Genomic DNA, 6,681 nt, shown 5'->3' on the forward strand with positions numbered 1-6,681 from the left:
ACCAAAAATAGAAGCTGAGATTACAAGTCTAGAAAAAGATTTAAGACAAGCACAAATCGTAGAACAAGAACGAAGAATAACGGAAATTAATCGATTATTAGAGTTATTAAAAGCTCGATTACAAGGTTTAGAAAAATTAGAGAATTTGAAAGGAGATAAAGTTGATGAATAAACGTAAACATCCACCTATTTCTGTTCATCCCACATTACATGGTAATTTAGAAATCAATTGGGAAGAAGATTACGACGGAAGCTTTCGTTGTCCTAAATGTAATTCAGACCAGTTGTGGTTTTTTCAAAGAACAAAGAAATCGAGATGCAAACTCTACGCTAGGTGTAAAGACTGTGAAAAAGATACATATTTAACTTGTCCTACTGGACAACACATTTTTCGTTATCAACCTGGATTATCTTGCCCCAATCCTCTTTGTAAAAAAGTTGGAGCAAATGGAATAACTAAAGGATGGGTTTATATATACACCGAAGAACCTGAAACAAGATATAAATGTCATTACTGTAAAGTTAACTTTTTGTTAGGTAAAGGAATAACAGGATGGTTAAGTAAACAACAAGATAATCAAAAATATAAGTTTGATTTTGAAGATGATATATGGTATTTAGAATATTTTTATGACAAAAAGAAATGTAGCCAATATCAATCTATTAACTTTTTAAAAATCGAACCTTTTTGGTACAGAGAAAAAGCTAAATCTTATATTCTGTTTTTATTAAAGTCTAAGAGATATAGCTCTCCAAAGTCTATTGGTACTCAACTTACTTCAATTAGGCAATTTGGGCAAATTATAAACAATACTACAAAAAATATTGCTAATATAAAACGAAGAGATATTTTATGTTTTTTAGATGCTCATAATCAAAAAACTCCACAGGGATTAAGACAAAAGCTTTCTGCGTTAAGAGATTTCTTTGAATGGCTAGAACTCGATATTCAAAAATTAATTCACAGAAGAGATTTTCCGAAAAATATAGTTAATGAACCAGATTGGCTAGACGAAAAAGTAAGGATTGCAATCAAAGAAAATCTAAATAAAATTCCAATTCCTATAGCTCGACAATACCAAATACAGGAATACACTGCTGCTAGACCTATAGATGTGTGTTTAATGACAATAGATTGTCTAGTTGAAAATAATGGAAAATGGTATATTCGCTTTTATCAAAACAAAGTTGATAGATGGCATCAAATTCCCGCCAATCGAGAAATTAGAAGAATAATTGAAGAACAACAGAAATGGATTAAACAGACAATTGGAGAAGATTATCCTTATTTATTTTGTCATTTTCGCCCAATTATTAGAAGCACTTATCCTGAATTTGGTGCGATGAAACCTTTACCAGAACCTCCTTCTTCTAGGTCAGGTGCAAATCCAATGGTCAAGATAATTTGCATTTTGATAGAGAAGGAAAAGATTCTAGACACAAATGGATTAAAACCCAAATTCATCAGTAAGATTACTCGTCCTAGTCGCACACAGGAAATAAGAGTTAAACATGGCATAAAGGCTGCTCAACTCTACGCAGATCATCTTAGTATTCAAACTACGTTCCAACACTATGCACCGCCAACAAGAGAACAGATAGCAGAGGTAGATTTGCCCTTCCAAGAACTTTTGATGAACCCTAATAATAAGTTCTTACCTTGGCAATCATTACCTGAAAGCTTACTAAAAAATCCTAAAGCCCATGAACTTGACTTAGAAATAGCCCCTCGTTTAGTAGTTTACGGACACTGCACCCTTGACCCCAAAACTCCCTGTCCTGTCAATCTTTATCCTAAATGCTATGGTTGTTCAAGTTTTCGTCCCAGTACAGGAAAATTACCTCTCTATGAACGTCAATATCATGGGGAACAGCAACGATTAACAGATGCAGAGAAAGCAGGGGCAGAATTAGCCTCAGAGGAAGCTAAAGCTACCATTGAGGCCATGAATAAATGGCTTCCTGAGTTGAGGAGGTTGGCTGATGGCTAAAAAGCATAACCGAGAAAAACAAGCGGAGGTTTTAAGGCGGACTCAAGCCCAACGAAAGGAACAGAAAAAGGAGCAAGTATTAAAGGCTGTACAAGAAATAATAGCTCAAAAGAAATCTTTGACCTTTGCTAATATTGCTAAGGTCGCTGGTTGTTCAGTTTCTTATTTATACAAATGGGATGAAATTAAAGCTTATATTCATGAACTTCAACAAAAGGAAAATACTCAATTAAATCCTTTAGAAGAACCAGAAGCAAGACCCAATAGCCTCAAGACTTTACACGAAGTTGCTAGGCAACGAATTAAGGCTTTAGAAGCTGAAATAAAAGACCTGAAACAGCAGAATGAAAAGCTTAGAGGTCATGTAGTAGAAATCTATGAACTGAGGGATGAATGTGAACGATTGAGAAAACAGTTACGAGAGTTATTAAACACTCAAAATTCATCAAGTAAAGTCATTCCTATACAAACCCCTTTAAAAGATAAAAAAGTTTCTATTTCTAACCCTGAAAATGAAGATACCCCAGAAACAATTATTAATTTAATTAAAGAAATGGGACTCAAAGTAGGGGCAAAACTTAAAGAAGAAATAAATAACCGTGACCCTCAACAAGTTAAATTAGCTATCGATGCTTTTCAACAGTATAGAAATCATCATACTATTACCAGTCAAGAAGCTTGTTTATTATCAATGATTCGAGAGGAAGCACAGCCTAATACATCAAATGAGATAGTTGATAAGCCATCTAAACCGACGATTCATGAAACTTCAGAGGAATCTAATCAAGAATTAGTTAGTCTGGACAAACTTAAACAACTTAGTAGTCTTTTCAATTCTAAATCATAATGGATAATCATTTACTACCCCAGAATATTGAAGCAGAAGAAAGCATTTTAGGCGGTATTCTCTTAGACCCTAATTCCATAAGCAGAGTAGCAGATATTTTACCTCCTGAAGCATTTTATGTCATGGCTCATCAACAAATTTATCAAGCTGCTTTAGACCTTTACCATAAAGATCAACCCTGTGATTTTATGACAGTCAAAACTTGGTTAAAAGACCATAAGCTCTTTACTAAAGTCGGGGGAGAGAATAAATTAACCCAATTACTTGATAGGACGGTTTCTGCGGTTAATATAGACCGTTACGCAACGTTAGTGGTTGATAAGTATCAGCGTCGTTTACTGATTAATGCAGCCCGTGAGATTGAAGAATTAGGCTATGATACAGTAACGGAATTACCTTCTATTCTAGAACAGTCAGAAGAAAAGTTATTTAAGGTAACAGTAGATGAAAAAGACCCTTTTCAACCTCAACCTATTCATGATTGTCTTAGGGATGTTTTTAATGAATTAGAAGAAGGAAAAAGTCCTGGTTATTCTACTGGTTTATCCGACTTAGATAAGTTAACAGGAGGTCTTACTAGAAAAGACTTAATTATTATTGCAGGTCGTGCTTCAATGGGTAAAACTTGGTTTTCTATTTATCTTGCTAATCATGTCGCTATGACTTACAAAGTTCCTGTGGTGTTCTTCTCAGCAGAAATGTCTAAAACTCAGTTAACTAAACGGTTTTTAGCCATACACTCAAAAATAGATTCATCACGATTAATGCGAAATGAAATTTATCAGGATGAATATGATTCTTTGGTAAAAGGATTAGGAATACTTACCGAGTTACCCATTATTATTGATGATACTCCTGCTAATACCTTAACCCCTTCAAGAATGCGCTCTGTATTGCGCCGAATTAAAGCTGAAAGGGGAACTATTGGGTTAGTAGTAATGGATTATATTCAAAAGCTAGGTGATAGAGCAGCAGGGAATAGAGCGCAAGCGGTGGGTAAGTTTTCAGGGGCATTTAAGGATATGGCTAAGGAGTTTGATTGTCCGTTTCTTGCCTTGGCACAAATTAACAGAGGCGTGGAAGGACAAGCTAATAAACGTCCTTTTATCTCTGATATTAAAGATTCCGGGGATATTGAGCAAGATATGGATTTAGGATTATTATTATATAGAGATGAGTATTACAAGTCAGATACTGATGATAAAGGCACTATGGAGATTATTGTAGGAAAGAATCGCAACGGTTCTACTGGCACTTGCAAAGTTGCGTTTGAGCCTAGTATTGGTAAATTTAACAAATTAAATATTTAAAAGAAATCTTGATTAAGCAGAAACTTGATTTCTAAAGTTCGTTGAAATATCGGATGTCATGAACCTGAATAAGACATACAATTCATTAAGCTTGATGAAACAGTAGTAAATACTTTATGCCAGCCAACACCACCGATTTAGAAAAACGCTTATGGGATGCAGCAGATGAGTTAAGGGCAAACTCTAGGCTCAAGTCTTCAGAATATTCTGTACCAGTTTTGGGGTTAATCTTTCTACGCTACGCTGATTACAAGTTTACCAAAGCCGAACAAGAGTTAAAACAAAAAAGCAGTAGAAGGCGTGAGGTATCTAAAGCAGACTATCAAGCTAAAGGGGTCATGTATTTACCTGATGTTGCTCGTTTTTCCTATCTGGTTAATCTCCCAGAAAGTGAGGATACAGGGAAAGCTATCAACGAAGCGATGAAAGGGATTGAATCTGAAAATGAAGAATTAAGTAACATTCTGCCTCAGAATTATAATCGCTTTGAGAATAGCTTATTAGTGGAACTGCTAAAAAGTTTTAACAAGATAGATATTGACACAGATTTAGAAGGTGATGCTTTCGGGAAGATATACGAATACTTCCTCGGAAAGTTCGCTATGAGTGAAGGGCAAAAGGGAGGGGAGTTTTTTACCCCTACTTCTGTCGTAAAACTCATTGTGGAAATCTTAGAACCCTATCACGGACGTATTTATGACCCTGCTTGTGGTTCCGGTGGTATGTTTGTTCAAAGTGCCTCTTTTGTCAGCAAACATCGGAAAAACCCCAATGCTGAAATTAGTATTTACGGACAGGAACGGGTAACGGAGACGGTACGGTTATGTAAGATGAACTTGGCTGTACACGGGTTATCGGGGGATATAAAAGAAGGAAATACTTATTATGAAGATATCCACAAGAGTATTAATAAGTTTGATTTTGTGATGGCTAACCCACCCTTCAATGTGGATAAGGTAGATAAGGAAAAGATGAAGGGGGACTTACGGGTAGATGAATTTGGAATGCCGAGAGCGGATAATGCTAATTATCTCTGGATTCATTTCTTTTACAGTGCTTTAAATGATAATGGTAGAGCAGGGTTTGTTATGGCTAATTCTGCTAGTGATGCCAGAAGTTCGGAGTTGGAAATCAGACAAAAGCTGATAGAAACTGGTGTAGTGGATGTAATGATTGCTGTGGGTTCTAACTTCTTTTACACGGTTACTTTACCTTGTACGCTTTGGTTTTTGGATAAAGGTAAAACGGACACCACAAGAAAGAATAAGGTTTTATTTATTGATGCTAGACATATTTATCAACAAATAGATAGAGCGCATCGAGAATTTACCCCAGAACAAATTGAATTTATTTCTAATATTGTTAGGTTGTATCGAGGGGAAACAGTAGAAACGGTTTATGATTCTCCTTTGCTAAAAGAGAATTTCCCAGAAGGACAATATATTGATGTTCCTGGTTTGTGTAATGTTGCTACCATTGAGGAAATAAAAGAGCAGGGATGGAGTTTAAACCCTGGAAGATATGTCGGAGTAGCAGAAAAAGAAGAGGAGGATTTTGATTTTTCTGAGAGGTTAGAAGAGTTGAATGAGGAGTTAGAAATTTTGAATAGTGAAGCGAGAGAGTTAGAAGAAAGAATTGCTGAAAATGTTAATAAATTATTGTAGGGACATAATAATATTATGTCCTAGCTGATGCACTAATAGCAGGGTTTAGCAGTGTTAAACCCCTACAGTAGAAAATGCTATAATTAAATATAGAAAAAAAGTACAACATATTATGAACGCTTATAAAACTTACGTTACAGTTACAGAATCACAGGAATTAGTCTTATCTAATTTACCCTTTAAACCAGGACAAAAAGTTGAGGTAATTGTATTAGCAGAAGAGGATAAAAGAGCTATGTTAGCGGAAGAAATGAGAAAGCTATTTAAAGAAACTCAAGCAATACCAGTAATTCAAGATATTACAGAAGAAGAAATACAAGCAGAAATTGATGCTTATCGTCGGGAGAATGAAAATTATTAATCAATTATTTGTTAATAAATGAAGGGAAAATGATGATACAAACTATCACTAAACCGATAACTTTTAATGAGTTTGTGGAATGGAAACCAGACGCAGGAAATTATGAATTATACAACGGAGTTATTAAAGAAATGCAGCCAAGGGGTAAACATGAAGAAATAATCGGTTTTTTAGCCATAGAATTAACCCTTGAATTTCGCCGTTTAAATTTACCTTATTTTATTCCTAAACAAGCTTTAGTTAAAGTAGCAGATAAAGAAACAGCTTATTCTCCTGATGTTTTAATTGTTAATAAAAATAATTTAGCTAAAGAATCTCTCTGGGAGAAATATTCCACAGTACAGCATAATGAGTCTATTCCTTTGGTTGTAGAAATTGTTAGCAGTAACTGGCGAGATGATTATTTAAGTAAGGTTAGAGATTATGAAGAAATTGGCATCAAAGAATATTGGATTGTGGATTATTTGGGGTTAGGGGGAAGGCGTTATATTGGTAATCCTAAACAGCC

Annotated in this window: 6 protein-coding genes; all 6 read left to right on the plus strand. The window is 35.0% G+C overall.

Annotation, left to right across the window (positions count from 1 at the left end):
- The first annotated feature begins 164 nt into the window (after positions 1 to 164).
- Entirely contained in the window at positions 165 to 1,991 is a 1,827-nt protein-coding gene (locus CY0110_RS27125; protein WP_008278865.1) for a site-specific integrase, read from the plus strand.
- On the plus strand, positions 1,984 to 2,838 hold the full coding sequence (locus CY0110_RS27130) for a DUF6262 family protein (RefSeq protein ID WP_008278823.1): 855 nt from the start codon (positions 1,984 to 1,986) through the stop codon (positions 2,836 to 2,838). Before CY0110_RS27125 ends, CY0110_RS27130 begins: the two co-directional genes overlap by 8 nt.
- Complete coding sequence (gene dnaB / locus CY0110_RS27135) at positions 2,838 to 4,148, plus strand: replicative DNA helicase (RefSeq protein ID WP_008278866.1); 1,311 nt, start codon at positions 2,838 to 2,840, stop codon at positions 4,146 to 4,148. Before CY0110_RS27130 ends, dnaB begins: the two co-directional genes overlap by 1 nt.
- A 116-nt stretch (positions 4,149 to 4,264) precedes the next feature.
- The gene (locus CY0110_RS27140; protein WP_008278867.1) at positions 4,265 to 5,812 is read left to right on the plus strand and encodes a type I restriction-modification system subunit M; all 1,548 of its coding nucleotides are present in this window, start codon (positions 4,265 to 4,267) and stop codon (positions 5,810 to 5,812) included.
- Between the two features lie 112 nt (positions 5,813 to 5,924).
- Positions 5,925 to 6,173 (plus strand): hypothetical protein, encoded by a 249-nt coding sequence (locus CY0110_RS27145; RefSeq protein ID WP_008278868.1) that lies wholly within the window; start codon positions 5,925 to 5,927, stop codon positions 6,171 to 6,173.
- Between the two features lie 29 nt (positions 6,174 to 6,202).
- On the plus strand, positions 6,203 to 6,681 hold a 479-nt coding region (locus CY0110_RS27150), incomplete at its 3' end, for a Uma2 family endonuclease (protein ID WP_008278869.1).

This window comes from Crocosphaera chwakensis CCY0110, assembly GCF_000169335.1.
GTDB classification, from domain to species: domain Bacteria; phylum Cyanobacteriota; class Cyanobacteriia; order Cyanobacteriales; family Microcystaceae; genus Crocosphaera; species Crocosphaera chwakensis.